Consider the following 2850-nt stretch of genomic DNA (forward strand, 5'->3'; position numbering starts at 1 on the left):
GTGAGTTGCTCGGCCAGGTCAAGGCTTGCACCCTGGGCGCGTATGCGCATCAGGATCTGCCGTTCGAACAGGTGGTCGACGCGGTCCAGCCGGTACGTAGCCTCAGCCATAGTCCGCTGTTCCAGGTGATGCTGTCCCTGAACAACACCCCCGATGGCGGTCGTCTGAGTCTACCCGGCCTGGAGCTGTCCGCCGTCGGCATTTCGCATGTGACGGCACACTTCGATCTGTCGCTGTCGCTGACCGAACACGACGGCGAGCTTGTCGGCGCCCTGGAATATGCCAGCGACCTGTTCGAGCGCAGCACGGTCGAACGCATTGCCGGCTACTTCGAGCGCTTCGTGAGCGCGATGGTGGAAAACGATGACGAGAAGGTCAGCCGGCTGGCCCTGCTGTCGGCCCAGCAGCGGCATGAGTTGCTGGTACAGTTCAACGACACCGCGGCAGCCTATCCGCAAGAGCAGCTGATTCACCAGTTGTTCGAGCAGCAGGCAGCGCTGCAGCCCGAGGCGACGGCGGTGGTCTACGAACAGGATAGCCTCACGTATGCAGAACTGAACCGCCGTGCCAATCAGGTGGCGCACCGTCTGCTCTCGCTGGGCGTCAAGCCCGACGACCGGGTGGCGATTTGTGTCGAGCGCAGCCTCGAGATGGTTGTTGGCCTGCTGGGCATCCTCAAGGCAGGCGCTGCCTATGTGCCGCTCGACCCAACCCTGCCGGCCGAACGCCTGGCGCACATGCTGACTGACAGCGCCCCGGTGGCGGTGCTGGCGCAGTCGGCCTTCGTGCCAGCGGCGGCCGTGCCGGTGCTGATGCTCGACAACGACGCCCAACTGCAGGTGCTGGCCGCGCAGCCGGATACCAACCCGGACCCGGCCGCGCTCGGCCTGGAGGCCGGCCACCTGGCCTACGTCATCTATACCTCGGGCTCGACCGGCATGCCCAAGGGCGTGATGATCGAGCACGCTGGCTTTCGCAACTATCTTCAATGGGCGCTGGGCAGCTATGGAGACGGCGCGATCAATGCGGTGGTGTCCTCACCGATGTCCTTCGACGCGACCATCACCAGCGTCTACGCGCCCTTGTTGAGTGGTGGTGCGATGCACTTGGTGCGGGAAGGACACGAGCTGACCGATCTCAGGCCCATCCTGGCGGAACGGGCGGGCCTGCTGGTGAAGATCACGCCTGCGCACCTGCTGGCGCTCGGGATGGAGTTCGCCGCCGCTACCCGGGTTTGCCCCGCCCATCTATTCGTCATCGGCGGCGAAGCCTTGCCGGCGTCCACGGTCGAGGTCTGGAAACAGGTCGCACCCAGCGCAAGGCTAGTTAACGAATACGGGCCGACCGAAACGGTGGTCGGCTGCATTACCTACGAAGCCGGCAGCGCCGGCAGCACTGGCCGCCAGGTGCCGATCGGGCGGCCTATCGCCAACACCCGGATCTACATCCTCGACACCCACGGCCAGCCGGTACCGGTCGGCGCGGCCGGCGAAATCTACATTGGCGGCGACGGCGTGGCGCGCGGCTACCTGAACCGACCGGATCTGACCGCCGAGCGCTTCATCCCCGATCCGTTCAGCGCTGTGGCCGGGGCCAGGATGTACCGCACGGGTGACCTGGGCCGCTATCTGGCCGACGGCAATATCGAATACCTCGGCCGCAACGACTTCCAGGTCAAGATTCGCGGTTTCCGTATCGAACTGGGCGAGATCGAGGCGCGCCTTGCTGCTTGCGATGGCGTGCGCGAAGCGATCGTGATCGCGCGTGAAGACCAGCCTGGCGACAAACGCTTGGTCGCCTATGTGGTTCCCCAGCCGGGCCGGGAAATCTCGACGGCCATTCTGCGCGCCGAGTTGGCCACGACACTGGCCGACTACATGTTGCCCGGTGCGTTCGTCAGCCTGGATACGCTGCCCTTGACGCCCAACGGCAAGCTCGACCGCAATGCATTGCCAGCGCCGGACCAGGCCGCGATCGTCGTGCGCGCCTACGAGGCGCCGCAAGGACCAACCGAACAAGCGATTGCCGAAATCTGGCAAGATCTGCTCGGTATCGAACAGATCGGCCGCCACGACCACTTCTTCAAGCTGGGCGGCCACTCACTCAAGGCGGTGCAAGTGATCTCGCGCTTACGCCAGCGGCTGGGCTTGGAAATCCCGGTGCGGTCATTGGTTGTGAACCCTGTCCTGGCGGAGTTTTCCCATGTCGCGGCGCATGCCAATGGCACCGCGCTACCTGCCATTACGGTTGCGGAACGTAGCGGCGACCTGCCGCTGTCGTTAGCCCAGCAACGCCTGTGGTTCCTGGCACAGCTCGATGCCTCGGCCAGCGCGGCCTATCACATCCCGGTCGCGTTGAGGCTGACCGGCAAGCTCGATACGCAAGCGCTGCAGGCGACGCTGGACCGCATCGTCGCCCGCCACGAGAGCCTGCGCACGACCTTTGTCGAACTCGATGGACAAGCGGTGCAACGGATCGCTGCGCCATCCGTGGGCTTTGCCCTTGCGCGGATCGATCTGACCGCGCTGGACAAGGCGCAGCAGGAGGAACAGGTGGTGCGGCTGGGCGAAGAAGAGCGAAGCCGTCCGTTCGACCTGGGCACGGGTCCGCTCATCCGTGGCGCCTTGCTCAAGCTGGCGGAGCACGAGCATGTCCTGCTGGTAACGCAGCATCACATCGTTTCCGATGGCTGGTCCATCGGGATATTGGTCAGGGAAGTCTCGGCCCTCTACAGCGCTTTCAGCCAGGACAAACCCGATCCCTTGCCCGAACTGGAAATCCAGTACGCCGATTACGCCCATTGGCAGAGGAACTGGCTCAAGGGCGAGGTCCTCGAGCAGCAGCTGGGAT

1 protein-coding gene is annotated in these 2850 nt (G+C 64.7%); it reads left to right on the forward strand.

Annotation, left to right across the window (positions count from 1 at the left end; translation table 11 throughout):
- Nucleotides 1-5: 5 nt before the first annotated feature.
- A partial coding sequence (locus U1H99_RS30020; protein ID WP_323145152.1) for a non-ribosomal peptide synthetase occupies nucleotides 6-2850 on the forward strand: 2845 nt, incomplete at its 3' end.

This window comes from Massilia phyllosphaerae (genome assembly GCF_034659755.1).
GTDB lineage: Bacteria > Pseudomonadota > Gammaproteobacteria > Burkholderiales > Burkholderiaceae_D > Telluria > Telluria phyllosphaerae.